The organism is Myroides sp. A21, from assembly GCF_000807225.1.
GTDB classification, from domain to species: Bacteria; Bacteroidota; Bacteroidia; order Flavobacteriales; family Flavobacteriaceae; genus Flavobacterium; species Flavobacterium odoratimimum.
Map to the genome: position 1 here is coordinate 3171468 of NZ_CP010327.1, position 26965 is coordinate 3198432.

Here is a 26965-nt window from a genome sequence, read left to right on the forward strand (position 1 = left end):
CATGAGGCATCTATTTAATAATAGCTACAGTACAATTATTAGAATAGCAGTCCTCATAATTGTTCTTTTTAATACGGTATTTATTTACGGTAAACAGATAAATGATGGAGATGGACCAAAATCAAAGTTAACTGTTACAAGTAAGATAGTTGTAGTAAATAAGGGAACTATTCGTTCAATACATAAAGGAACACATAGTTTAAGTGAAGTATGTATTAAAGAGAATCAAATCTTAGAAATAGGTGATGACATAGCAACAGTGATGGTTCTAAAATATGGTAGTGAAGAGGAGCGTGCTGTTTATTTAAATGAAAACAGACGTTTATTGTTACTGCTTGAAGATCAATTAGAAGCATTTAAAAATACTAATAGCTCATCTAATGAAGCTCAGATGAAACATATACATCAGAGCTTGGACTCCCTAAAGAATAAATATGAGAAACTACAAGAATATCTAATAAAACATAGAGGAAAGCCTGCAATAGTAACGAATATTCTTATGAAAAAGGGAGATAGAATTAAGCAAGGAGATATTATAGCTGAGATAATAGATATTGGAGTTATATTGCCTAAAGGAACTATAGATGAAGAGTATTATAGAAATAAGTTAGATGACTATGATGTGATAGCTTCAATCAGGGGAAATAATATAGTTGAACAAGAAATTAGTATTTCTGATTTATTGTACAAAAGAGATACTTCTAATGTATGGGCTTCTCATGGTAAGCCTTCAGTAGGGGAGTTTGTCATTAATTTAGATAAGGTAGATATTTCATTCTTAGATCAAATAGTAGAAATACAGCTATTGTTAAAAAAGAAATAGTTGTATTCTTTTATAAAGGACAAGATAGAAATCTGTATAAAAAATAAAGGGGCTGTCTCATTGCAAAAAGAGACAGCCCTCTTTGTTCTGATATTTTAGATATTGTTTTAGGGGATTTTTTTTGAAATATTGCAACCTTAGAGGATTGAAAAAAACATTTCGGAAAAAAAAGGGTAAAAAGAGTCTTTTTAGGCAGCTCTCTTTCTGATATTTTGTGCAATTGCCAATAATCCCCATTCTATTGCGACTTTTTCCTTACCACGAAGCATAAATCGGCGGAACCCATGGTTCTGTTTAATATTTCCGAAAACTGTTTCTACATCGTGACACCTTTGTTTACGCTTGTCAATACCTTCTTTTGTAGTGAGTAATTTACTTGCTTGTTTTCGGTGTCGTTGTAATTCAAAGTTTATCTCTATAGTCCGATTGCCTTTTGCTTTATGACACACACCATTTAAAGGACAACCTTGACAATTTTTAGCTTGATACTGCCTTAATGTTTGGATAAAGCCTGTAGTTGTAGTTTTTGTTGTATCTCCAATATAGTGCATTTTTTGTCCCATAGGACATACAAAATAATCACCTTTGTGTTGGTAAAACAATTTATCTGTTGTAAAAGGCTTTGTACTTTGCTTAGCATTCTTTCTTGGTTTTTTTTCTACTTGTTCCTGCTCTTGATCAAAAGTGTTATACTTCACAAAAGCTTTAATTTCTTCCCCCTCTAAATAGGTGTAATTTTCTTGACTACCATACCCTGCATCTGCTATAACAGACTTTGGATATACTCCATAATTCTCTTTGAATTTTTCTAAGTGAGGTATTAATGTAGTTGTATCAGTTGGGTTTGAATGTATACTATAGGCTAGGATATATTGATTGTTGGTTGATATTTGAACATTGTAGCCTGCTTTTAGAAAACCACTATTCATATGATCTTCCTTCATACGCATAAAAGTAGCATCCTTATCTGTTTTAGAATAAGAATTACGATCTTCTAATATAGCTTCATGCTCTTGGTACTCTTGAATTTTTGTAGGATACTCTTTAGTAATATACTTCAGTTTATTCTTTACTTTCTGATCAACATCTGGATTGTCTTTTAGCGCTGCATTTAATGTATCAATGGCTTGAGAGATAGCTTCTGTATCTATTTTCTTAAAATCTGGAGGAGGTGGAAGTTCACTTTCTTGTCTAGCAATAGAGTCTGCATACCCCCATATCTCTAGGATTTGTTGAACCATCTTTTCTTTATAATTTGAAATAGCTTTCTTCCAAACAAAGGTGAATTTATTAGCATTGGCTTCGATTTTAGTTCCATCAATATAAGCCTCTTCAATACTGATAAAACCTTCGGCTATAAATAATTCAACAATCTGAGTAAAGATCTGCTCTATATAACCCTTAAGTTTTGAAGAGCGAAAACGATTAATTGTATTGTGGTCTGGGTAAGACATACCACTCAGCCACATATAATGAACATTCTCTAAGCAAGCCTGCTCAAGCTTGCGACTACTGTATACATTGTTTAGGTAACCATAGATTAAAACTTTTAGCAACATCTTAGGATGATAACTGATACCACCACATTTAGAGTAGCTATCATATAAGCTTTCTAAGTCTAACTTATCTATTACTGTATTAATAATACGTACAGGATGTAATTTAGGAATAAAATCATCTAAGGAATGAGGAATCAAGCTCATTTGATTCTGAGCGTAGTATTTAAATCTAGGGGATTGTTTTGCCATAAACACATTGATTTAAGATTTAAAAATACTGATAATCAACGAAATAAACAAATTTTAAAAGTATAGATATACCAAATATTGAATCGAGTAGGAGGCTGTCTTTATGAGACAGCCCCTTTACTGTTTATGATAATACTATTTTGTATTTGGTTTCTCTAGGTAATCGAAGAAATACTGTGCTATCTTGTCATTTAAGTGAACTCTATCTACTCCCATAACATTGTGTTCATGAGAAGGGTATAAGAAGTAATCTACTTGTTTATTTGCTTTAATAGCAGCTTCTATAAACTCCATAGAATGCTGCTGAACCACTACAGGGTCTTGAGCTCCATGAATAATTAAAAGCTTGTTGTTTATTTTATCTGCTTTGTTAAGTAAGCTTGTTTTTTTGTATCCATCAGGGTTTTCGCTTGGCATATCCATATAGCGTTCTCCATACATGATTTCGTACATTTTCCAATCCATTACAGGGCCACCTGCTACACCTACTTTAAATACTTCTGGGTGGTTAACAGATAAAGTTGTAGTCATAAACCCTCCAAAACTCCATCCATATACACCTATTTTATCTTGGTTTACATAAGGAAGAGATTTTAAGTAATCTACCCCTTTCATTTGATCTGCCATCTCAGCTTGACCTAATTGTCTGTGGATTACTTGTTCGAAGTCACGTCCTCTATTAAAACTACCTCTACTATCTACCGTAAATACGATGTAGCCATGCTGTGCCATATAGTTAAAGAATAGGTTCGCTCCACCTAACCATGTGTTGGTTACTAACTGTGCATGAGGCCCTCCATATACGTATACCATTACAGGGTATTGTTTGTTCACGTCGAAGTTAGTAGGGTAGATGATACGTGCATTTAAAGGAGTTTTTCCATCTGCAGCTGTAATCGTCTTAATCTCTGTCTTAGGCATCGTCACAACCCCATCAAAAGGATTTTTAGACTCTAATACTTGTTGCTCTTTTTTAGAATCAGCATTGACAATAGTAACTTTGTTAGGGGTCTCTAAGTTGTTAAACTGATCTAAGAACAATGACTTACTCTTGTTTAAGACTACACTATGTGTTCCTGATAACGTAGTAATCTGTTCTGTTTTACCTTTTTTAAGGTTTGTTTTGAATAACTGTCTATCTAATCCTTGATTGGTAACTCCTATATAGTAAAGGTTTTTAGCGTCTTCGTCGAAACCTAAGAACTCGTTTACTATCACGTTTTCATGCCCTAATTTCTTGATTAGCTTGCCATTTGTGTCGTATAAGAATAGTTGTCTATATCCATCTACTTCAGAGAAGTATAAGAATTGATCAGGTGCACCAGGTACAAATACTAGACTATTAGAAGGCTCTGTATACGTTTTAGATTTCTCTTCGAATAACGTTTTTTCAAAGGCACCTGTAGCAGCGTTGTATTGATTTACTTTTAAATGATTTTGTTCTCTATTAAGAACTCCTACATAAACATAGTTTCCTGAAGGATCCCAAGTAACCATGGTTAGGAATTGGTCTGCTTCACCAGTTTGTAGAGTTACCTTTTTACCAGTATATACGTCATAGATTACTAATGATACTTGCTCATTAGCCATACCAGCCATTGGGTATTTGATGTTTTTTACTTCTGCCACGCGCTCACTCCATTGAATGATAGGGTATGAAGTCACCATACTTTGGTCTTTTCTATAGTATAGAAGTTGGTCTTGTTTTGGACTCCACCACATTCCTTTTTTTATACCAAACTCATTGCGGTGAGTATCACTACTTCCGTTGATGATATCTAGAGCAGGATCATCAGTTACTTTAATATCACCACCTTTATTAGTAGTCACTACGATATTATTATCTTGTAACCAAGCGATGTGATCTCCATTGCGAGAGATGATTTGTTGGTCACCATTAAGATCAAATTTAAATGAGTTGACTACCTTTTTATCAGTAAGGTTAACCTTGAAGTAATACTTTGATTTAAAAGTAGAATCAGGAGTATAAAACTCTATTTCATTGTCATTTAACCAAGTTAGGTTAGTCGGGATGATTCTAAGGTTAAATGTAGTCCCTTTAACTGTATTATTGATTACTTCTTCTAATTGTTTAGCAGTAAGAGCTGTTTGTGACTCCCATTTGTTAGCTTGACTTTTTATTAAAAGGCTATCTCTATTTTTAGTTACAAAACTCAGGGTATTGTCATTCTTCCAAGATGGTTGAAGTATTCTTTCTGTAGCAAACTGTCTACCTTGTCCTAGTGTAGCCTCTGTCATATCAAAGTTGCGTTGTGCAAACATGATGTTTCCAGCTAGCAAAAAGAATAATACTGATTTGTTCTTCATAATTACTATAGTTGTTTTTATCGTCGCTAATTTAAATCCAAATATGTCACTAGCCAAATTAGAGTATAAAAAAAAACAATGTATGAGCCTTTATGACAAGAGAGAATAGTTCTTTTTTTATATCTTTATTCTTTAAATAATCCATAAAGAATAGTATATGCAAAAAGTAGTGTACATCACAGGAGGTACTAAAGGTATAGGAAAGGGAATTGCTCAAGCTCTTTTAGAACAAGGATATAAAGTAGCAATATCAGGTAGGAATATAGATACAGTTAACGAAGCTATTGCTGAATTAAAGCATACAGATAATATATTAGCAATTCAATCTGATGTAAGGAAGTATGAAGATGAAGAGAAGGCAGTGGAACTAATCGTAGAGAAATTCGGAAAATTAGATATTGTGATTGCCAATGCGGGAGTGGGTATCTTCTCCTCTGTAGAAGAAATGAGTTTAGAGGATTGGAATACAATGATAGATACGAATCTAACTGGGGTATTTCACACTTTAAAGGCGTCTGTAAAGCAATTAAAGCAGCACAAAGGGTATTATATCAGTATTGCCAGTCTAGCAGGGATAAACTTTTTCGCTAATGGAAGTGGTTATAACGCTAGTAAGTTTGGTGTAGTAGGTTTTACTCAAGCAGCTATGTTAGACCTTAGAAATGCAGATGTAAAGGTGACAACAATATTGCCTGGTTCTGTGACTTCTAATTTTAATAACCACCAGCCTTCTGATGCTGACCACTGGAAAATACAACCAGAAGATATGGGACAGTTGGTAGTAGATATCTTAGCGATGAATCCTCGTGTGCTTCCTAGTAAAATAGAAATAAGACCAACTAAAACTAGCTAATATATCTCAAAGTCACAAGACTTTAAGGAGACTTAAGAAAGATCAATTAACACAAGGTATTATTTCGGTTTTTTGTATTACAAAATCACGAAATAACAGAATTACAAAAAAACAGTAGTATATGAATGCAGATTTTGGAAAATTCCTATTGAGATTAGGTGTTGGAGGGCTAATGATCTTCCACGGGATCCATAAATTAATACATGGACATGATTTTATTATTAACCAGTTAAAAGCACATAATCTACCAGAGTTGCTTTGGATAGGAGTGCCTATCGGTGAGATAGTAGCACCTATATTTTTACTAGTGGGGTTTGCTACACGTATTTCTGCTTCTATTATAGCATTTACGATGTTTATGTCTCTATTCTTAGTAAAGGGAATGGGAAGCTTTGGCTTAGATCCTAATACAGGAGGGGTAAATGCTGAGCTGAACTTATTATATCTATTAGCTGTCTTAGCTATAGCCTTTATAGGCCCTGGAACTATTCGTTTTTATAAAGGGAAAAAAGGGATGTGGGTCTAGTTATGTTTATGTGATGTTGTTTTCTTGTAAAACAAAATATCTCCTTAAAAGAGTAAAATCACAAAACAATATCACGACATCACAGCATCACAAAAAAACAATAAAATGAGAGTATCATTTGATTTTGATGGAACATTGACAGAAGCAGAAGTAGCTCAATATGCAAAAGAGTTAACTAATAAAGGAATAGACGTTTTTATCGTAACGGGGAGGTATAATGAATTGCTTTGTGCTATGAATGGAGGGGGAAGTAATGATGATTTATTCTTACTAGCAGATAAAATAGGTATCACGCATAAGCATATTATATTTACCAATAGAGCAGATAAAAGCTACACTATAGGTGGTAGTGGTCTTATTTGGCATTTAGACGACGATTTAAACGCTCTAAATGATATTAACAGATATTCTGATGTGAAAGGGATTTGGATAGGAGAGGACAACTGGAAAGAGCAATGTGATAAATTAATAAAAGAGGCTAGTATCTAATACATAGCCTCTTATTTTTTTCGTAAGACAACTAATCTCTCGGTAAGCGTCTCGATTTGATAATCAAAATGCTCTGCTATATATTCAATAGTTTTGAAGGTATAAATAAAAACATGGGTTTGATCTTTTCTATAATACCAGTTTTTGAAATCTACTTGATTTGTGTATAAATGTGTTTTAATAATCAGTAAACCATCTTGTTTTAGTATTCCAGATAATTTCTCTAATTCTTGTTTAGGATTGTAAAAATGCTCAAATACTTCACAACTAAAGATATAATCATATACCCTATCTAGATAAGCAAGGTCTGGAAGAAAGAAAGGATCATAAAGATCTACAGTATAGCCTTGTTCTACTAATTGTTTTGTAATTACAGGGCCTTTACCACATCCATAATCTAGACCTAGCATAGCTGGTGTACAGTGTGCTAATATAGTATTCGTTACAGGAGCTGTAAAATGTTGATAACCGATATCATTCACATCATTATTATGACATTCATAGTGGCTTTTTTCTTTGTCTTGATCAAAGTAATGTACCTCATCTTTTAGGTATGCATTACACTTAGAGCAGATATAATACTCGTCATCTACCTTAGTGCTTAAAGGTGTATTACATAGTGTACAGTTCATGTTTAGATTTTAATAAGACTACAAAAGTAAGTATTTTAAGTCCAATGCCTCTCTAAATGATTAAATGGATATTGAGACATCGTTTTTTGTAATTTCATTCTTAAAAAAAGTAAGCTGGTGTATTGTTTATGCTGTTTGGTGTTTTCTTATAACAACAGACTAAAAGAGAATACTCGTTTGTTATACATTTACTCCTTACTAATTATACTCTTAAATAAAGGAGTTATATAAATAATTATGGTTAAACCCAGAATCCGCATTCGCCCGATACTACGAATAAATTCTACTTTACATCTCTTTCATTTCTTCTAAAACCATACTATAGTATGCTTTTTTCATAAATTCAGAGCTGTTTTGTATAATTCATTCTCGTTAATAGGTCTATCGCGTATTCCGGGTTAAAAATAACAACACACAATGGATTCCATACCCAACAGTATTAGAAGGAACAACAGTGGATCTTATTCCTTTAGAAAAAGAACATTTGGAAGAATTATATCAAGCTAGTGCAGATAAAGAACTTTGGCGATTAGTACCTACAGATTGTTCTGATAGAGATACTTTTTATGACAACTATCAAAATGCGTTAATAGCTAGAGAAAAAGGATTACAGTATCCCTTTGTTATTATTGATAAAAGAACACAGAAGATCATTGGTTCTACGCGATTCTTTGAGATGTATGAAGCAGATAAGAAGTTAGAAATAGGATGGACGTGGATTACGCAAGAGTATTGGGGAAGTGTAGTAAATCTAGAATGTAAATTACTACTCTTGACTTATTGTTTTGAAGTACTGAAAATAAATCGAGTACAACTGAAAACGAAAGACACTAATATTCGTTCAAGGAAAGCTATTGAGAAGATAGGAGGAGTCTTTGAAGGTATTCTGAGAAAGGATAAAATACAGAATGATGGTACTACTCGTAATGCGGCTTATTATAGTATATTAGATGATGAATGGGGAATTTCTAAAGAAAAGATACAAGGGTTGATTAAAAATATAATTTAGGGTTATCGTGGCACTGTTAAGTTTGGTTTATTTTTAACATATAATTAATTTGTATGAGTTAATTATATGACAATAGTCATATACTATTGATTATTCTCCTTTTGAACTGTTTTATTAACAATTTAATCTCTTGTTTTGGCATATAATGTGCTATCTTTAATATAGACCAATAATTTATCATTATGATGAATATGAGATTGTTAAAAAAATATGGAGCTGAGACAGTTGTTTATGAAAAAGATGATTTCATTTTTGAAGAAGGCATGTGGCCAGAGTATTTTTACTATATCGTAAGTGGAGAAGTTAAATTAAACATTTATGATGAGGATGATAGTAGAGAGTTTATATTTAGCTTCTATTCTAGAGGACATAACTTCGGAGAAGGAACTATATTTTTAGAGACAACCTATATCTGTAATGCCATTGCTGTTGAACAAACAGAAGTATTAAAATTAGACAAAGCAAGTTTTCTAATCCTGATCAAGGAGAATCATGATTTCTCTTTACTGATAAACTATAACCTATCTAAAAAATTGTATTTTCAAGGTGTAATGGCACCTAAAATTTCTGCTCAGGATGCAGAATTGCGCGTACTAACGTTATTAAATTATTTAAAGACTAATTGGCAACATCCTTTGATTCAACAGGATTTGTATATTGTGGATTTAACTCGACAAGAAATAGCTGACATGACGGGGCTAAGAGTAGAAACGGTGATCAGGAGTATTAAAAGATTGAGAGAGGACAATAAGTTAAGAATTATAAAAGGAAGAATTGTATTATAGAAAAGCCTCTATTTTTTAGAGGCTTTTTATTTTAGTTCTTGTTCTAATCTTTTTGCTAACATATTTAAATGTTCTTTCCATTCTTCAAAACAGTTTGAGTCTCTCCATAACTCAACAGATTCTCTTTCTCCATCTTCATCAGGTATTTCATTTATCATATCTTGCATATATCGCAGTAAGAATCCTAGGGCTAATTTATCTCCTTTAAATTCGGTTAGACGTAGCTTAAGCCCTTCTTGAATCTCATTACCATTACCGTAATGAAGATATCCATCATCTTTAAAAATAAAGAATAGCTCTACTAAAGCCATAGCAGTATTGTCATAGTAAAAATCAATATCGTCAAAGCTCTTACCTAGAGCTCCTATGTCTTGTAGTCTTTGGATTAACTTCCCTAAATCTAATTGAAACTTATCAGATGAAGAATAATTATCCTCTATATAGTCTTCGATATAATTAATTGTGTCAAATCCATCATCGCTTTCTAATGCTTTATATCTCCATGCTCCCATAGTTGTTTAAGTTCGCAGTATTTTTTCCATTGTTTTTCCTTTTGCTAGCTCATCAATTAATTTGTCTAGGTAGCGTATTTTCTGCATAAGTGGATGTTTAATATCCTCTACGCGGTAACCACAGATAACTCCTTTTATAAGCTTAATATTAGGATTAATGAGAGGGGCATTAGCAAAGAAATCTTCAAAGTTTACTTTCGTTTCTATTATTTGTTTCAAATCATTCTGATTATACCCTGTAAGCCATCTGATGATAGTATCTACTTCTTCTTTTGTTCTACCTTTTTTCTCTGCTTTAGCAATATAATGTGGGTATACACTCGCAAATGAGGTACTGTATATTCTATGATTCTCCATGTTTTTACTTACCATATTTCAATTTCTTTCGTAAATGTCTGGTCACCGTCTACTTCTATAATAACCTTAGATGGGATAAAACTATTGCCTTTATACTCCGGAAAAGCTTTGTATTGTACTTTATAGCCTTGTTGAAGTAAATCTACGATATAATTATCTATCTCTCTTTTTTGGAGAGCAGCTTCAGGTGAAACATATAAAATATTAAAAGGTGAGTCATCTCCACCAAAAGCTAAACCAATAAGATGTAGCTTATCTAGATGTCCTGCATCATAATATTGTTCTGCGGTGTCATTACTACAGATATCCGCGTAGCTACAGGGTCTAGTAGGATCTATGGAGCTGCGCTTGCTCTTAAAAAAATTGAATAATTTCATAATGATAATTGTTTGGGTTAGTTAATGGTAGTGTAAATATAATTAAGCTTGATACAATTACAACAGTTTATGCTACTCAATTTCTTGTTATTCAAGTTAATATTGATTTATCATTCAAGGAATTAAAAGGATGAGGTTTTTTAGAATTGATAATATAGATAGCCTTGGACCTTAAAAAGGCAAGAGATATTATAGAAAACCTATGCCTCACAATGAATTATAGTTTTTTTAATTTTAAGGAATATCCCATTTTATTCAAAAGTGAAGCTAAAAAGAGACATAAAAAATAGAAGCTTAAATGCATATTGTTCGGGAATTTATTGGGCAGTCTTTGGATGTTCTTCGGTAAACTGCCCCTCAGTCCGAACAAATACTGAACTCTTCCGAAGAGCTTCCGAAGAAATAGGTATGTTTAAAAATAATAATTGCTGATATTCAGTGGTTTAAGGTTTTATAAATGGAAATAAATAGACTTTTTTGGAAATATTTGGAAGTATTCGGAAAAGAATGGAAAAAAGTGGAAAAAAGTGGAAGTAAGTAGGATTTGTACTTTTAAGTCTTTATAAATTTGTAATCTATGAAAGTAGGAGTAATGATTATATTAAAATAGCTCTCTAGGCTTAAAAGTTACATCTTTTAATTCTAGAGAGCTATAGGTTAGAATTAGTTATAGTAAACTAATAAAGTGGGGACTATAGTTTTCCTTTTTTAGATAGAAAGACAATACCTAGTGCTAAGAAACTCCACAACAGCATTTGGGTTAGAGAACCTAGCCATCCATTGATACTCCAGCTAATCAACCCAAAGAAAGTTCCTATACCAGCTCCTATGAAATAAGCTGTCATATAGACTGTGTTTAATCTACTGTGTGCTTCTTCACTAAGAGCGTAGATACGAGTAAAATTAGTGATTTGTGTTGCTTGAACTCCAATGTCTAATAAGAATATAGCAATAATCAAGATTATAATAGAGTTGGGGAAAATAAGCATTCCTACAAGACTAATAATTACTAACGAAATCGTAAGGAACAAGTTTTGAAAGACTTGTCCTTTATCTGCTAATTTGCCAAAATATGGGGCTACTAAGGCTCCTCCGATAGCGACTATCGCAAACATACCTATCATAGAAGGGGTATAGTTAAAGGGAGCTCCACTTAAGTGAAAAGTAAGTGTAGTCCAAAAAGAACAGAATATTCCGAAGGTTAAAGAGCCTAATAAGGCGGCTTGTCGCAGTGTTTTGTGTTCTTTGACTAAGCGTAGTGTAGATTGCAATAACTGAATATAACTACCCTTAAATTTAATAGGCGCATTAGGTAGAAATTGCCACATCAAAACGATGCTAATGGAAATCATAATGGCAGAAAAGGTAAAAACACTCTGCCATTCCCATAAATCTGTTAACCATCCACTAACTAGACGTGAGCCAAGAATACCACATAATATTCCACTAAAAACAATACCTACGCTTTTCCCTCTATTCTCTTTGTTTAGTAGAGCTGCCATAGGTAAGATAATTTGGGCTGGAGTAGAGCATACCCCAGCTAAAAAACTCAAGATTAGCAAGAAGTTTAAATGAGTGGTATTAGCAATACACATTAATACAAATATTTGTATAATAGATATCATAATGATTAATCGCTTTCTATTAATTTTATCTCCTAAAGGAAGTAGAAAGAACATACCTATACCATAACCTATCTGAGCTAGCATAGATACTTTGCCTACTGCAGCTTCAGGTTCTCCTAGTGTTTCAGCAATGTTTTTTAGAATGGGTTGGCTATAGTAGACATTAGCTACAATAGTCCCCGCAGTAAATGCCATAATAGGGATAGCATATTTTTCTTTGTTTTTGATTGACATATTGTTTAGTTCGTTAAGTTGGCAAATGTAGTAGAGTTATCAAATACACTTTTGTATATTCTGTTATATTAATAGTATATTTCGCTATGTTTGTAAGATGAAGTTAGTACAGTTCGAACCTTTGTTTTTAAGGCATTTTCGCACAGAAGAGTGGCCATTTACTTACCATAATCACAATCATTATGAATTAATGCTGATCAGTGAGGGGAGTGGTATACACGATTTAAATAAAGAACAATCTATCTATCGAGGAGATACTGTTTTCTTTCTCTCTCCAGAAGATAGTCATCATTTCTATATAGAAGAAAAAACAAGGTTTAGAGTCATTAAGTTTTTGCCTAGTGCACTTAAAGATGGAGTTAATTCTAGTATAACAGATTATTGGGATAACCTACTAATTAACTTAGGTAGGAGGTGGGAGGTTAGTAAAGAAAATGGTATTGATATAGAGTTGGTTAATAAGATTATTTCAATTGTTGATTTAATGATTATAGAATGGGAACAGAATGGTCATAAAACGACAGAGTTGCATATTAACTTATTGAGAAGTGTGCTAATCCTGATGGATCAATATACCTCTCAATCGACAGTATTAGCAGAACAATATAGTACTTCTAAGATAGAGCGAATACAGAATTATATTCATGCTTATATTCATTTACCAGATCGTTTAGGAGTAAAGCATTTAAGTCATGAATTTGGTCTTTCAGAATCAGGATTTAGAAACTATTTCTCAACCAATATGGGGATGAGTCTGACACAATATATAAATGGTTTAAAAATAGAAATGATCAAAAAGAGAATTAAGCATAGTGATCATAATTTATCAGCAATAGCATTAGAGTTTGGTTTTACTGATGCTAGTCATTTTACGAAGTATTTTATGAAGCACACTGCCCTAACTCCATTACAGTTTAAAAGAGATAATAAAGTATAAAAAAGGGACACTCCATCTTTAGGATAAAGTGTCCCCAAAAAAATATATATGAAAAAATCTACTTCTTATTTCTATAAGCCCAATAGAATACTTGTGGTAAGATAGTAAAGGATAAAATCATACAGATAATTAGTCCTCCTACGATCATAATTGCTAATGGTTTCTGTATTTCAGATCCCATTCCATTTGATAAGGCTGCTGGAAGTAATCCCATAGACCCCATCAATGCAATCATTACTACTGGTCTTATTCGGCTTTTTACTCCTTCTTTTATTGCTTCTTTTAATGGCATACGATGTTGTAAGTTTTCTCTCATAACTCCAATAAGTACAATACCATCAATAGTAGCTACTCCAAAAAGAATAATAAATCCTATCCCTGCTGATATACCAAATATCGTGCCAGTTGCCCAAAGTGATACAAAACCACCGATAAAAGCGAAAGGAATAGTTAAGGCTGCGATAGCAGTATCTTTTACATTACCAAAGTTGAAGTACAACAACACAAGTATTAGAATCAAAGAAACAGGAACAACAAGCATTAATTGATTTGCAGCACGTTCTTTACTTTCAAATTCTCCTGCCCATTCCATTTTATTGATAGCAGGCAGTTTTACTTCTTTCTCTACTTTAGCTCTTGCTTCAGTGATAGTACTTCCTAAATCTCTTCCTTCAATACTAAACCCTATACCGATATATCTACTACCACCTTCTCTATAGATAAAGGCAGGTCCTGTGTGATAATCTATCGTAGCAATCTCTTTTAGTGGGACTTGTTTACCATCTAATGAAGGAATTAAAATATCCCCGATTTTATCAGCAGAATCTCTATATTCTTTGTTGAAACGAAGTACAACGTCAAACATTCTTTCATTCTCATATAGTGTAGTAGCTGCCTGTCCACCAATAGTCATAGCTATAACAGCCTGAGCATCTGCTGTAGTTACAGCATATTTAGCCATTTTGTGATCATGCAGCTTAATTCTCAATTCTGGTTGCCCAATATTCTTAAATACATTTAAGTCTGTAATACCTTCAACATCTTTGATACTTTTTGCTACTTGATTTGCATACTTTTCTAACTCAAATAAATCATCTCCAAATATCTTAATTACAAGAGAACTCTTTACTCCAGCTACATATTCTTCTACGTTATCTTGTATGGGTTGACTGAATCCAAAATTAACACCAGGGTAGTTCTCTAATTTCAGACGAATCTCTTCTAGAAGTTTGTCTTTTGTAATCTTACGCGTCCATTCACTTTCTGGTTTTAGTTCAGTGTGAAATTCAATATTAAAGAATCCTGTAGGGTCAGTACCATCATTCGGTCTACCTGTCTGAGTAAGTACAAAATCTACTTCTTCAAATGCTCTAATCTTAGCTTTCATCTCTTTAGCTAAGCGAACGGATTCATCTAAGTTAATACTACTAGGTAATGTAGCTCTAATATATAATGCTCCCTCGTTTAACTTAGGTAAAAATTCTGATCCATAATAATGAAATCTAACTCCACAGATTAGTAATAATCCTATAAACATAGAAATAGTCAATTTCTTATGTGTAAAACTCCAGTTAAACATTTTATAGATATTGTTCTTAAAGAATCTAGAAATAACATTTTCACGTTCTTTGATATCTTTAGTCAATAAAAGTTTACACATGGCTGGTACATAAGTCAAACTCAATATTAGGGATCCTAATAAAGCATAACCTAATGTAAAGGCTAGGGGAGAGAACATCTTTCCTTCTACTTTTTGGAAAGAGAAAATAGGCATTAAGGCTACGATTAGAATTAATAGTGCAAAGAAAATATAGCTCGCTACACTACTTGCACTTTTCTTAATAGTCCCAAGTTTTGACATTCTATTAAACCTTGTCATTCCCACTTGTTCAGCTCGTTTTTCTAGACCTACAAAGACATGTTCTACAATAACTAAAGTTCCTTCTAGTAACAATCCAAAGTCTAATGCTCCCATTGAAATTAGGTTGGCAGGTAACCCTTGTATCTTCAGCATGATGATAGCAAATAAGAAAGCCAGTGGAATAACAGAAGCAACGATAAATGTAGTACGCCAATTATATAAGAAAATAAATACAATAATGGATACTAAAATAACTCCTTCTACTAAGTTCTTAGATACGGTGTGTACTGTTGTATTTACAAGGTTCGTTCTATCTACTACTGTTTCTATTTGAACATTTTTAGGTAAAATACGCTCGTTTAAGTCTGTTATTTTATCTTTTAGCCCTTCGATAACAGCACTTGGGTTTTCACCTCTAAGCATTACTACGATTCCTTGTACGACATCATCGTCATCTTGAAAAGCAACTTGTCCTAAGCGTGGTTTGGCTGATACCACGACATTAGCTACGTGTTTTACTAGAATGGGAGTACTTCCTTTTACCTCGATAAGGATATTCTCGATATCTTCAACATTGTCTAATAATCCTACACCTCTTACTACATAAGCTTGATCACCACGTTGGATAACATCACCACCAACATTAATATTACTCTTTTCTACAGCTTCGTATACATCTAAAGGAGATAAGTCGTAATTGATTAATTCAGTAGGATTTATCTGTATTTCAAATATCTTTTCTTCACCACCGAAGCTTACTACATCAGCCACTCCAGGTACAGATAGTAATTCTCGTTCTATTACCCAGTCTTGAATAGCAGTAACTTCTTTGATAGGAAGATCGCTCTTAATGATATATCTAAAGATTTCTCCTGTTGCTCCAGAAGGCGGCTCTATTTCAAAATCAGCTCCTTCAGGCAGATTTACATTTCCCATTCTGTTAGAAGCATATTGTTGAGCGAAGAAGTCATCTACTTCATCATTAAACAATACTGTTACAACAGATAGCCCAAATAGAGAGATAGATCTTACCTCTGCTTTATTAGGAATGGTGTTAACCTCCTTTGAAATAGGAAGGGTAATAAACTTTTCTACTTCTTCTGCACTACGACCAGGCCACTGTGTGATAATACGTGCACGAGTATTAGTCACATCAGGGAAAGCTTCAATAGGCGTGTGTATATAACTATAAATCCCTCCAAACAATAATAACAATACACCGAAGATGACGATGAATGTGTTTTTAAGTGAAAAGGATACTATGTTTTTGACGAATTTTTGCATAAATAAAGGCTTTTACGAATTACAATTTATTAGTTAGCTGCTCATAAATAAGTAATTCATTAGTAGTTACAACCATCTCATTCTCTTTTACGCCATCTGCTATATAGGTATAAATATTGTTTTTAGAGACAGGGGTGATCTTTCTAACTTCTTGTTCACAATCATTTTTATAGACTACCACATAATTTTGGTTGTTATCAAATATGATAGCGGTATTAGGGATGGCAAGAGATTTACCCTCGTTTGTTTCTAACTGAATAATAATATCAGCAGACATTCCCGGCTTTAATTTCATCTCTTTATTTTCCATTGAAATACGAGCTTTTAAGACTCTTTCTTCTGTATCGAATACTTGAGATACTTTAGTTACTTTTCCTGCAAAGTATTCATCAGGATAAGCTAGGGTAGATACTTTTACCTCTTGATTTGGTTGTACATGACGCATATTAGCGGCATATACATTAGCCATAATCCATACATCAGATAAATCAGCTACTGTAAATAGGGGTTCATCACCTGCATTTACAGTCATTCCTGTACTTACATTTTTTGTAACGATATAACCAGACTGAGGAGCTACTACATTTACTACTCCAGATTCGCCACGACTATTGAATATCGCTAGACTACTTCTTACTGCAGCTACTTTACTATTAAGTGTTTTGACTTCTTCTTGAGCTTCGATTAACTCTTTTTGAGAAGCAATCCCATCTTTATACATTGATTCTACTGATTCTAACTCGCGCTTAGCTACTTTTAATTCAGCTTCACTACTTTTTAACTCACTGTATATCTCATTGGTATCTGTACTTTTTATTTCAGCTAATAATTGTCCCTTATTTACATAGTCTCCTAACGAAAAGTAAGTATTCGTAACTAGTCCATCTACTAGACTATTATAAGGAACTGTCTTATCTTGGTTATAGTCAATATATCCATTTAGAGTTAGGCTTCGTTCTATAGGTCGAAGGGTTACCTTCTCCATATTGAGTGTACTTTTCATTACCTCAGATAAGCATTCTTGTTCTTTAGCTATCTCTTCATTATTTTGGTCTCCCTTATTACAGCTCATCAGAACCATATTTAGTAAGGCTAGTGTTAGTATAGAATATTTTGTCATTGTCTAATTAGTTTAGTTTTTATAAATCTTGTCCTACTGCATATTGTAGTTTTTCAAAGTGATCATTTAGATCTTTCTTAGTTTCTAATAGAATTGTTTTGTTCTCTATATAAGCTTCTACAAAGTCTAAATATTCTATAAGGCTTACATTTTTCTTTTTAAAATTCTTGTGATATGCATCTAGTAATTGATCTAGTTGGCTTTCGTATTCGCTATCTATATCTTTGTATAACTGTTCAGCATGATAATAATTTCTAAAAGCTTCCACTATATCATTAGCAATCTCATTTAGTTTGCTTTGTGTATCAAGTTTAGCTAATTCTATATCTATTTTAGCTTCTTTAATACCTCCTTTATTTCTATCAAAAATGGGTAAGTCAAACGAAATCCCAAAACCAACAAAATCACGCATAATATTACCACCTCTGTCATAATCTACTCCTAGTGTAATATCTGGAACTCGCTGTGCTTTCTCAATCTCTAATCGCTTTTCTGATTGCTTTTCTAGAGTTTTGCTTTTTAAGGCATCTGGACGTTGTTCCTGAGCAGTGATAATCCAATTTTCTAATTCTAATTCAGACACCTCTTTCTCAGGAGCTACTAGTTTATCAGTAATAACGACCAGGGTGCTATTCCCAATATTGATAAAGTTTTTAAAGTCTTTTATAGCTTCTTCAAGTTCTTTATTGATATTAACCAATTCTTTTTTAAACTGAAGTTCAGCTGCTTTTAAGCGGATGTATTGTGCTTGACTTATATTCCCTTGATCTAATTGGTTCTTGTATGCACTAATTAGGGACTTAGTACTTTCTATTTGTTTTTCGTATATCTTTTGTTGCTCTTGAAGTATTTGTAAGTTAGATAGATTACCTCTTAGTTCTAACTTAAGCTCACGAATAATACTTTCGAACTCCTGTTGTTTCTCTTCTATAGTTAATTTCTGAAGGTCAATTGTCTTTCTACGTTTACCGCCTGTTTGAATCAATTGTTCTACTCTAAAAGCATATTGTTGTGCTTCACCCCAGTTACCTATAAGTTTAGGTTGTTCTTCTATATCTGTAGTCTTCCAGAAGTTGATTTCAGAAACTTCGAAAGTAGGGTTAGGCCATAATTTTGCTTGTAACAATTGTGCTTCTGCTTGTGAGATTTCTAAATTCTTTGCAATAAGTTCTAAGTTCTGCTCTAAGAAAAGTGCTTCAGCTTCTTCTTTAGATAATGTCAGTGCTTTAACTGAGCTATCTTGTGCATAAGTACTTAGTACAAAGGTGCATAGAATGGTTAATAAAGTGTTTTTAAACATTGTTTTTTATTTTAAGGTCAAAATTATTGTTTAGGACTTATAGAGAACTTTGAGTTCCATTAGAGAGAGATTAAAACAACATTAGAAAATGATTAGAAAGCTAATTACTACTCCTCTTTATAGTCGCAATTTTCAATCTATTTAACTTGATTTTGTTTTCTACTTTTTCGTTGAGTTGTCATTATTCTATTTAATCTAAAAGTTTAACAAGAACTCTCTTTAATCCAAACCCCTTATTCTTTATAGAATGACTATTACAAAAAAGAAGCCAAAAAGGGTTTTGATCCTAAAAAATATACAATTGTTCAGTATTATTTTTTAAATGGCTTTACGTTTTGTGATGTTTAAATGTGTCAATCAGCTTTGTAATCAATGCTTTATTGTGAATAGTTGACAAAATGTAGTCTCTTAAAAATTAAGAAATGTTGGCAATATTATTGTAAAAGGTCTTTATAGGTAGATTATTGCGAATTATTACACATTTAATACTTTGTATTGTTTGAATATTATGATTTATTAGTATTTATATTTTGTAATTTGTACTATATAAGTAGTAATAAACTAAAGATTTAATTCTTTGTTTGAAAATCAATAATAGCCTTAGGTAAGCCTTATAACGAGGTTTTGGAGTAGATAAATAATAGGGCAGTTTATGCTACTATACTATAATTAGTGTACAAATAGTCACTCATTAAAATATTTGATTATTATCATTTATGGCTTATAAAGTGCCTTAATCACATGAGAAAAGTAAAAAAAATTAAAACAAACACTAAAAAATTAAAGCTATGCAAAATGCAACAGGAGTAATTAAGAAACTAAAGAGAATGCTAGGGATTAAAACAGATTTACAGTTAGCAGATATTCTTGATGTTAAACCTAATACTATCTCTTCATGGAAAAAGAGAGATAGCTTACAGTATGAAGGCTTAATAGCGTTGTGTAAAGAACACAAAATTGATTTAAATGAATTGTTCTTCTCAGATTCTACAGCTGTATACAACAGTAGTTATCACAAGAGAAAAGTAAAAATGATTTCTATTGATCACCACTTTGAATATTTTTTGGATCCAGAGAAGACATTAGCTACAGCTCCAAGTTATGTTTTTCCAACGGTAGAGGAAGTAGATACAGCTTTTCAAGTATCTGTAGATAATATGTATCCAACTATTAAAATGACTTCTTATGTGATTACTAAGCATATTAGTGTAGAGGACTTACAGTTATGGCATGTTTATCTATTTGTACTTAAAGGAAAAGGGATTGTTATTTACAGATTTAAAAGAAAAGTAGATGATAATACACTGTTATTGATCAGTGATAATCCTGCATTTGAAAATATCCAGGTAAAAATAGACGATATAAAAGAACTCTTCTGTATTCGAGGCGCTTTTTTACCACAGATGAAAGGTATATCTGAGATATAATCAATGAGAGATACTAAAAGAAAAGAGTAGACAAATAATAGTGATTAGCTACTCTTTTCTTTTAGTATTTCACTCTAAATCTTGTTTAATATTTTAGTTGAAAGCTTATATTTGAAGAAAAAAAGAATGAAACTAAAAGCAAAAGGTTGGAATAAGCATTTAGCAACTGAAATGGCATCTCCATATTTTAAAACACTAATAGAGAATATTAATTGTTTATATGAAACTACTATGGTCTATCCTCCTAAAGAGGAGGTTTATAAAGCATTTGAGCTAGTAGATTTTGACGATGTGAAGGTAGTCATCATTGGTCAAGACCCTTATCATGGGGCATTTCAGGCAAATGGTCTTTCTTTTAGCGTAAGTAAAGGTGTAAAGTTACCTCCGAGTTTACAAAATATCTATAAAGAACTAGAAGATGATTTAGACATTAAGAATATAAATGGAGATCTGACCAAATGGGCAGAACAAGGCGTATTCTTATTAAATGCAACATTAACTGTACAGGAGAAAAAAGCAGGTTCTCATCAGAAGTTAGGTTGGGAGAAGTTTACTGATGCAGTAATAAAACAATTAAGTGAACACAGAGAGAATATTGTATTTATTCTATGGGGGAGTTATGCTCAAAAGAAAGGAAAGAATATTGATCGTTCCAAACATCTCGTGATAGAGACAGTACATCCGTCTCCTTTATCTGTTTATAGAGGATTTTATGGGAGTAAGCCTTTTTCTCAAACAAATGCGTACTTGGAGTCTAAAGGAATTAAAACAATTGACTGGAAGATTTAATTAAGAATTAGGAATTAGGAATTAGGAATTTTTTAACCTATAGCACTCTTCTCTTATGTGGGACTGTATATAAGATAATATTGTTTAGTAACACGAAGTCGGGAGACTTCGCGTGGCAGTATATTCCATCTTTTAAGTAAAGAATGTAATTAACTTAGTTATTTTGATATGTTTAAAATAAAAGACCAAGAATTTGACGTAAAGTATGCTTACTTAGATGCTTTTATGGATAGTTCAATAAAACAGTTAGTCTTCGGATTACAAATAAAGGCTGAAGACACTAAGGGTAGATTAAATAGAAGGGGCCTGTATTTTAATTCAGAGCTATTATTATTTATCAATCCTAATGAACTGAATCAATGGCAAGATATTGCAGGATATGATATAGAATGGGAAGATTATCAAGAAGAGGAGGGGAAGCCTAGAGCTCTTTTTTATGTTTATGAACATACAGGAGTGTATAATGCAAAAATCAACTTTAGAAAAGTTGATAGCAAAATAATAGTGAAGGTGTCTGCTACTATTGACATTTATGCAGATGAAGATTTTGATGAACAATTATCCCTTGAAATAGAAACAGAGGTTCAATTTTTTGGTATACTCTGCGGAAAGAGAAGTGCAGAAGAATGCGCTGAATTAATTGGCAATTATTTAAATATTGACCATTTAAAGTATGTCCAGAACCAATACAACGTTTCACTACTAGTTCCTAAAGATACAGATATGGAAACAAACTTATTAGTACTAGGTGATTAATAGAGGGTATGTATGAATATTAACCCAGATACTACAAAAGCAATTCTACTTTATATATTAGTATTATAGCCACCTCTACTGTTATGTGTACTTAGTATCGTGAAGAGAGAAGAAATTAGAGTAAGCTTTTTGAAGAAGCAGGATTTTAATCAATATCATAAAAAAACGGAAGCTATATAGCTTCCGTTTTTTTATGATGAACTACCCTAGACGGGTAATTGTATTTCTAAATCCGTAATTAATTACAGTTTTCTTCTTTTCAGTTCAGTTTCGATAAGATCTAACTCTCTATTTGTTTGACCAGCAACAGAAGTATTTTCTTCTGCACGTCTGATTAAGTAAGGAATTACATCACGTACAGGTCCGAATGGTAAGTATTTAGCTACATTAAACTTCTCTTTCGCTAAGTTAAAGCTAATATTATCACTCATTCCGTACAGCTGTCCGAAGTATAATCTACGGTCTGTATGGGAGATATTGTGTTTCTCCATTAAGTCCATGATTAAGTAAGAACTTTTCTCGTTATGAGTACCAGCGAAGATAGCCATAGAGTCAATGTTCTCTAACATATAAGTAACTCCAGCATCATAGTTTACATCAGTAGCAGCTTTGTCTACACAGATAGGAGATTTATATCCTCTCTCTGTAGCTCTTTCGCGCTCTACCTCCATATAAGCACCACGTACTACCTTCATACCTACATGGAATCCTTCTGCTTTAGCGATAGCGTGTAGATCTTTTAAATACTGTAATCTATCCCAACGATACATCTGAGCAGTATTATAGATTAATGCTTTCTCTTTGTTATACTTTCTCATCATGTCTAATACGATATCATCAGCAGCATCTTGCATCCAGCTGTGTTCAGCATCGATTAATAAAAGTACATCATTGTCATAAGCAAACTTACAAGCCATGTTAAAACGGTAAACGATGCGTTCCCATTCTTTTTCTTCTTCAGCAGTGAAAGCTACTTTCTCGCCTTTTTTCACAAACATATCAAATCTACCAAATCCAGTAGGTTTAAATACAGCAAAAGGAATAGAGTCTGGACGTTGTTTAGCATACTCGATTGTCTTAATCGTCATGTTTAGAGCAGCGTCAAATTGCTTTTCAGTTTCTTTACCTTCTACAGAATAATCTAAAACTGATGCCACACCACCTTTAGCGTACATATTATCTACTACAGTTAAGCAGTCATCTTCACTAATACCACCACAGAAGTGATCGAATACAGTAGAACGGATTAAACCAGTAACAGGCAAATGAGTTTTAATTGCAAAATTTGCAAGGGAAGAACCAAGTTTTACTAAAGTTGGTTTGCTAATCATTTTAAATAAAAAATGTGCTCTTTTTAATTCTTTATTATTTTTAAGAGCAAAAGCTACTTCAGTATTATTAAATAAATTTTTCATTATAAAAAGTAAATTCGTTAGGCAAATATAATTACTCTTTTAGTAATAATTTAATAGTTTTTGGTATTTATCTTCTTATTTAAAATATGTGATATTTTTTAATCGCTTAGTGATTATAAAGTGTTAAATACTTTTAATCCTTATCGAACAAGAACTAAACTCTTAAATTCTTTGATATATCTAATTATAGCCTCTTTTAAAAGTTATAAAAAAATAGAGATACTCCATTGTTTAGTCTTGTTTAGAGGGTTAAGGACTATTTATATCATCAAAATTCTCAGAAAATATCATTGACTTTATAAAGAATGCTCTGATAAGAAGAAAAGACCTTTTTAAAACTAAAAAATAGTTGAATACAATTAGAGTATGACAGCTATTCTAGCTTATCCTTAAAAGCATAAATCTGTGCTCTAGAATTAATGTTTAGTTTAAAATAGATTTTACTAATGTGATATTTACAGGTATTAATAGAGATAAATAACTCATCAGCTATCTCTTTATTCGTAGCACCTTCCCAGAGTAGACTTAGAACCTCCAACTCACGTTCTGTAAGATTGTATTTATTTTTTAATTGATATAGAGGCTGATCTTGTATGGTTGTTTTTTCTTGCTCTACTTTTGTCGTTTTATCTGCATTAAGGCTTTTCTCATATTCTAACTGTTTATGGTAGTCTTTTACCATATACATATACTGGTATAAATATCGTTTATAGATAGAGTTTCGCTCGTGTATTTTCTTTACTTCTAATAGGGTAATACAACTAGAACAAATAAGAATAGGGATTCCTATTAAACGCAATGTAGGCCATACGATGAATAACTCGTAAAGCGTATCATTAATAGAAGGAGCGAGAATAATGGTACTAGCGGTAATACAGATAATTAAGAAAGAAATATAATTTTTATAATTATACGTATGATTCAGAATGAAGAATAAGTACAATGCTAGTATCGTTAGTATCGTCGTTATAGGGTGAATAAAGCTATTCCCATGACTAGGAACGATAAATAAATTAGATAATAACTCTATAGCAACTAAAGCAAACAGTACAACAATCCCTGTTTTATAGAATTGTTGTTTGTGTTTAAATCTTAAAAAAGGGTAGGGGAGTAGTATTAGTAGCACTAGTGATGTGCCGATATTCCAAGCTAATAAATAACCGATAGTAGCATGGTGGTCAGGCATATAAAAGTAAATAATGTCCTTGACTAAGAAACTAGAGAATATACTTAATTGTAAGAAAAAACTAAAGCTAAGTTTCTTATACTTGAAAATAATATAAAGTGCAAGAAGTATAACTAGAGAGAGAAATGATATCCCATAGTATAGCCCGATAATGATATATTTAGGTGTATCTGTTGCAAAAAAAGGAAATTGATTAAATAACGGTAATGAAATCATATAAGGTTTATAATGCTCTACATTATATGTTAATATAGAGTGATAATAAATGTTTAATTAGACCTATTTTTTAGAGAACCTCTCTGCTGATCAAGATGTAAAATTAACTAAAATATCAGTGCAGTACTTTCTTAAATCTGTGTAGTGAAATGTTAAAAAAGTATAGTGTTGTCTATTTGCCATATTCACAGTATTGATATACAGGGTGTTGGTTTGCTTGTAAGAAGGTTATTTTAATGGTGTATATTTTGAAAATAACCGTACTTTAGCGCTATAACTATTAAAAAGGATAGTTAATTTTCTAGTAAAAGATGCTATTTTTGATTTGTCTTTATTGCTAAAAAACTATCCTTTTTTAGTTTACTCTTTTTATGTATTGACAAAAAGAGTAAATATCCAAAGTCCCCACTAGTTATAAAGACCTTAGGCAAAACTAGCGTAAAAGATACATTTCGTTTGTCTATTTTGAGCACCTAATCATGTATTGATTGGGTGCTTTTTTTATTTAGTCTAAGTGATAAAAATTACAATTGTGGATATGAGTAAAAAAGAAAATCCAGCTTGTCTGCTGACAGCTGGATTTCTTCTTATTTAGTTTAGGAGCTCTTTTTCTACTTGAAGTAAATCTTTAAGTATATTTTCTCGCTCTTGTATAAAGTAAGTATTGTCTTCTTTAAAGAGGTTTTTATAGTACGTGATTCCCTCTAGTAAGTTCTCTTTTGTCTTCATTAGCTTTTTCAGTTTTGGCGCTGATTGTTCTAATTCTAAAGCTGACTTTTCTTGTCTATAATGATCCAGATACATTCTTAATTCTTTAATAAAGAAATGAGGACGCTCTTTAGTGTCGATTACATTATCTCGTCCATAGATATGATTGACCATTTTCTTAAGAGATACTTCCTTAGTGAAGTAAGCAATATTAGGCCCAGGGCAGATAGCTACCCCTTGTGCTTCCCCTTTGATAGGTAAATTAAGCTCCATATAAGACGCATTGGCTAAGCCTATACATAGACATGCTTTCTCTGTTATCTGTTGATACTTCTTATTGTATTCTTCTTGGCTAATATTATCTTTACCCTGTTCTAGCTTTTCTATTTCGATAGTTTGATACTTTCTAGAAGCAGTACACAGTCCTTCATTCGAATAATTCTTATTCAAGGCTAGGTATTTTCTAGGACAAGAACTACCTGCTTTGTTCTTATTGATTCTCTCTGACTTAAAGAAGTCGTTAGAAGTTCCTTTAATACTATTAAACGGCACACCTAAAGGAGAGATATTACTCAAGTATAGATCTTCTTCTTTTGCCTTAGCTAGTAATTCTCTAGTGGTCTGATCTACAGAAGTAGCCTCAGGTACTAATAAGAATGGTGAGCCCCAACCTACAGAGTCTACTTCGTAATGCTCTAGTAAGAACTGATGCTCGGCTGCTGTACCTACACCGCCCTGAGCTGTAACCTTTAAATCAAGAGGAGTAGAAGGAACAAATCTATTCTTCTGTTCTAGGGCTTTCACTAGTAAGTCATGGGTAGAACTTATTAATTCTGTTTTTCTAGCTTTAAACTCTTCTAAGATTACTCCCATTAGATAACCATCTGTAGCGAAGGCATGCCCACCACAGTTAAGTCCAGACTCTATGCGATACTCAGATACCCATAATCCCTTTTTGGCTAGGAAATTCCCTTGTATTAAGGCAGATCTAAAATCACTTACTTTTAAGATGATCTTCTTCTGTAAAGTATTGTCAGCAGTTGGATAAAAAGCGTCAAACTCCTCAAAATAGCTAAACAATCTTGGATTCATACCTGCAGATAGGACTACGGATGAGTTTAAAGTACTGTTCACAAAGCCTCTTAGGGCAGCATGTGCATCATTGTATTCTACAGGTAAGGCTTCTTTTTTATTGAAGTTTTCTCTATCTACCTTAGTCATGATATTGACATCTATATCACCAGGGGTAAGGTAGTGCTCTAGAACTCCCTTCAGGTGGTCTATAGATAGCTTATCATCTAAGTGCTGCTGTAGATTCTTTCTGATCTCTGATACAGATGGCAACATATCGATATAATCCTCAACCTCTTTTTTGCTTTCTAAGAAAGAAGCTTTTAGGTTTTCGAATTTCCCTTTTACGATGGTATCTAATGTATTTAGATAAGCTGTAATACGCTTGGCTCTAAAGTCCTCTATCTTCTTCGTTATCTCTTGATAAGGCAGTTCGAATTTCTCACAATAGAACTTGTTCATGCGTTCTATTAATTCATCATCCATCACAGAGATAGTAGAGGAGAAACCATACTGAGCCACTCTCACTGGACTATCAATCGTATAGGCCAATCCCATCACTGGAATGTGAAATGAATGTATTGGTTTTAATTTCAT

23 protein-coding genes are annotated in these 26965 nt (G+C 32.6%); 10 read left to right on the forward strand and 13 right to left on the reverse strand.

The window, feature by feature from the left end:
- Position 1 precedes the first annotated feature (1 nt).
- Positions 2–823, forward strand: a complete 822-nt coding sequence (locus MYRA21_RS14160) for a hypothetical protein (RefSeq protein ID WP_006258890.1) — start codon at positions 2–4, stop codon at positions 821–823.
- 188 nt (positions 824–1011) lie between these two features.
- Here MYRA21_RS14160 and MYRA21_RS14165 read toward each other — a convergent pair whose 3' ends face one another.
- On the reverse strand, positions 1012–2571 hold the full coding sequence (locus MYRA21_RS14165; protein ID WP_006261699.1) for an IS1182 family transposase: 1560 nt from the start codon (positions 2569–2571) through the stop codon (positions 1012–1014).
- Positions 2572–2706: 135 nt separating this feature from the next.
- Positions 2707–4899, reverse strand: a complete 2193-nt coding sequence (locus MYRA21_RS14170) for a DPP IV N-terminal domain-containing protein (protein WP_039329512.1) — start codon at positions 4897–4899, stop codon at positions 2707–2709.
- A gap of 157 nt (positions 4900–5056) precedes the next feature.
- Here MYRA21_RS14170 and MYRA21_RS14175 point away from each other — a divergent pair, with 157 nt between their 5' ends.
- The 3 genes from MYRA21_RS14175 to MYRA21_RS14185 all read left to right on the forward strand — a co-directional run bounded on the left by MYRA21_RS14175 (position 5057) and on the right by MYRA21_RS14185 (position 6767).
- Complete coding sequence (locus MYRA21_RS14175; protein ID WP_006265269.1) at positions 5057–5752, forward strand: SDR family oxidoreductase; 696 nt, start codon at positions 5057–5059, stop codon at positions 5750–5752.
- A gap of 121 nt (positions 5753–5873) precedes the next feature.
- Positions 5874–6278, forward strand: a complete 405-nt coding sequence (locus tag MYRA21_RS14180; protein WP_039329514.1) for a DoxX family protein — start codon at positions 5874–5876, stop codon at positions 6276–6278.
- Between the two features lie 105 nt (positions 6279–6383).
- On the forward strand, positions 6384–6767 hold the full coding sequence (locus MYRA21_RS14185; RefSeq protein ID WP_006265270.1) for a hypothetical protein: 384 nt from the start codon (positions 6384–6386) through the stop codon (positions 6765–6767).
- Positions 6768–6778: 11 nt separating this feature from the next.
- Here the strand turns inward: MYRA21_RS14185 and MYRA21_RS14190 are convergent, their stop codons facing one another.
- Positions 6779–7399, reverse strand: coding sequence for a class I SAM-dependent methyltransferase (locus tag MYRA21_RS14190; protein WP_039329516.1), 621 nt, complete (start codon positions 7397–7399; stop codon positions 6779–6781).
- Between the two features lie 421 nt (positions 7400–7820).
- On the opposite strand from MYRA21_RS14190, the gene MYRA21_RS14195 reads away from it, so the two are divergent.
- Positions 7821–8408, forward strand: coding sequence for a GNAT family N-acetyltransferase (locus MYRA21_RS14195; RefSeq protein ID WP_039329518.1), 588 nt, complete (start codon positions 7821–7823; stop codon positions 8406–8408).
- A 191-nt stretch (positions 8409–8599) separates the two neighbouring features.
- Positions 8600–9193: a Crp/Fnr family transcriptional regulator gene (locus tag MYRA21_RS14200; protein WP_235279941.1), complete on the forward strand. Its 594-nt coding sequence runs from the start codon at positions 8600–8602 to the stop codon at positions 9191–9193.
- 26 nt (positions 9194–9219) lie between these two features.
- On the opposite strand, the gene MYRA21_RS14205 is transcribed toward MYRA21_RS14200, so the two are convergent.
- The 4 genes from MYRA21_RS14205 to MYRA21_RS14220 all read right to left on the reverse strand — a co-directional run bounded on the left by MYRA21_RS14205 (position 9220) and on the right by MYRA21_RS14220 (position 12298).
- Positions 9220–9705 (reverse strand): DUF4259 domain-containing protein, encoded by a 486-nt coding sequence (locus tag MYRA21_RS14205; protein WP_039329522.1) that lies wholly within the window; start codon positions 9703–9705, stop codon positions 9220–9222.
- Between the two features lie 6 nt (positions 9706–9711).
- A complete protein-coding gene (locus MYRA21_RS14210; RefSeq protein WP_039329524.1) occupies positions 9712–10077 on the reverse strand; it encodes a DUF2200 domain-containing protein in 366 nt (121 codons plus the stop codon).
- Positions 10071–10439 (reverse strand): hypothetical protein, encoded by a 369-nt coding sequence (locus tag MYRA21_RS14215; RefSeq protein ID WP_006258880.1) that lies wholly within the window; start codon positions 10437–10439, stop codon positions 10071–10073. Before MYRA21_RS14215 ends, MYRA21_RS14210 begins: the two co-directional genes overlap by 7 nt.
- Positions 10440–11131: 692 nt before the next feature.
- Positions 11132–12298, reverse strand: a complete 1167-nt coding sequence (locus MYRA21_RS14220; RefSeq protein ID WP_039329527.1) for an MFS transporter — start codon at positions 12296–12298, stop codon at positions 11132–11134.
- A 97-nt stretch (positions 12299–12395) separates the two neighbouring features.
- Here MYRA21_RS14220 and MYRA21_RS14225 point away from each other — a divergent pair, with 97 nt between their 5' ends.
- A complete protein-coding gene (locus MYRA21_RS14225; RefSeq protein ID WP_039329529.1) occupies positions 12396–13235 on the forward strand; it encodes an AraC family transcriptional regulator in 840 nt (279 codons plus the stop codon).
- A 58-nt stretch (positions 13236–13293) separates the two neighbouring features.
- Here MYRA21_RS14225 and MYRA21_RS14230 read toward each other — a convergent pair whose 3' ends face one another.
- Genes MYRA21_RS14230 through MYRA21_RS14240 form a run of 3 tightly spaced genes read right to left on the reverse strand, consistent with a single transcriptional unit; the run spans position 13294 to position 18800 of the window.
- On the reverse strand, positions 13294–16380 hold the full coding sequence (locus MYRA21_RS14230) for an efflux RND transporter permease subunit (RefSeq protein ID WP_039329531.1): 3087 nt from the start codon (positions 16378–16380) through the stop codon (positions 13294–13296).
- A gap of 19 nt (positions 16381–16399) precedes the next feature.
- A complete protein-coding gene (locus tag MYRA21_RS14235) occupies positions 16400–17500 on the reverse strand; it encodes an efflux RND transporter periplasmic adaptor subunit (RefSeq protein ID WP_039329533.1) in 1101 nt (366 codons plus the stop codon).
- 19 nt (positions 17501–17519) lie between these two features.
- The gene (locus tag MYRA21_RS14240; RefSeq protein ID WP_039329535.1) at positions 17520–18800 is read right to left on the reverse strand and encodes a TolC family protein; all 1281 of its coding nucleotides are present in this window, start codon (positions 18798–18800) and stop codon (positions 17520–17522) included.
- A gap of 788 nt (positions 18801–19588) precedes the next feature.
- Here MYRA21_RS14240 and MYRA21_RS14245 point away from each other — a divergent pair.
- The 3 genes from MYRA21_RS14245 to MYRA21_RS14255 all read left to right on the forward strand — a co-directional run bounded on the left by MYRA21_RS14245 (position 19589) and on the right by MYRA21_RS14255 (position 21772).
- Complete coding sequence (locus MYRA21_RS14245; protein ID WP_039329537.1) at positions 19589–20227, forward strand: helix-turn-helix domain-containing protein; 639 nt, start codon at positions 19589–19591, stop codon at positions 20225–20227.
- A 126-nt stretch (positions 20228–20353) separates the two neighbouring features.
- Positions 20354–21016 (forward strand): uracil-DNA glycosylase, encoded by a 663-nt coding sequence (ung, locus tag MYRA21_RS14250; RefSeq protein WP_006261197.1) that lies wholly within the window; start codon positions 20354–20356, stop codon positions 21014–21016.
- Positions 21017–21184: 168 nt separating this feature from the next.
- Complete coding sequence (locus MYRA21_RS14255; RefSeq protein ID WP_006261198.1) at positions 21185–21772, forward strand: hypothetical protein; 588 nt, start codon at positions 21185–21187, stop codon at positions 21770–21772.
- A 242-nt stretch (positions 21773–22014) separates the two neighbouring features.
- On the opposite strand, the gene MYRA21_RS14260 is transcribed toward MYRA21_RS14255, so the two are convergent.
- The 3 genes from MYRA21_RS14260 to MYRA21_RS14270 all read right to left on the reverse strand — a co-directional run bounded on the left by MYRA21_RS14260 (position 22015) and on the right by MYRA21_RS14270 (position 26965).
- A complete protein-coding gene (locus tag MYRA21_RS14260; RefSeq protein ID WP_006261199.1) occupies positions 22015–23187 on the reverse strand; it encodes a proline dehydrogenase family protein in 1173 nt (390 codons plus the stop codon).
- Positions 23188–23560: 373 nt separating this feature from the next.
- A complete protein-coding gene (locus MYRA21_RS14265) occupies positions 23561–24589 on the reverse strand; it encodes a response regulator transcription factor (protein ID WP_039329540.1) in 1029 nt (342 codons plus the stop codon).
- Between the two features lie 591 nt (positions 24590–25180).
- Positions 25181–26965: a hypothetical protein gene (locus tag MYRA21_RS14270; protein WP_039329542.1), complete on the reverse strand. Its 1785-nt coding sequence runs from the start codon at positions 26963–26965 to the stop codon at positions 25181–25183.